The organism is Lentzea kentuckyensis, from assembly GCF_002150765.1.
Classification (GTDB): domain Bacteria; phylum Actinomycetota; class Actinomycetes; order Mycobacteriales; family Pseudonocardiaceae; genus Lentzea; species Lentzea kentuckyensis.
In genome coordinates this window covers 1-219 of record NZ_MUYM01000217.1, presented here as the reverse complement: position 1 = coordinate 219, position 219 = coordinate 1, and the positions used below count along the sequence as shown (strand labels likewise).

The following is a 219-nucleotide window of genomic DNA, read 5'->3' as shown; positions in this document are numbered from 1 at the left end:
TGGGCGCGGGCGCGTTCGAGGTTCGGGTTCATCCGCGCCGGGTGGGGCACGTAGAACTCCGGCATGGTGAACGACGTCATCAGCCTTCGCGGCCCAGCTCGACGTGCTCCAGCACACCGATCGCGTCCGGCACCATGATGGCGGCCGAGTAGTAGGCGCTGACCAGGTAGTTGATGATCGCCTGGTCGTTGATCCCCATGAACCGCACCGAAAGGCCCG

The 219-nt window shown here is 65.8% G+C and carries 1 pseudogene; it reads right to left on the bottom strand.

Annotated features, from left to right (window positions below):
- Positions 1 to 79: 79 nt before the first annotated feature.
- Positions 80 to 219 (bottom strand): annotated as a pseudogene (locus tag B0F77_RS50425) (hypothetical protein); the annotation flags it as partial.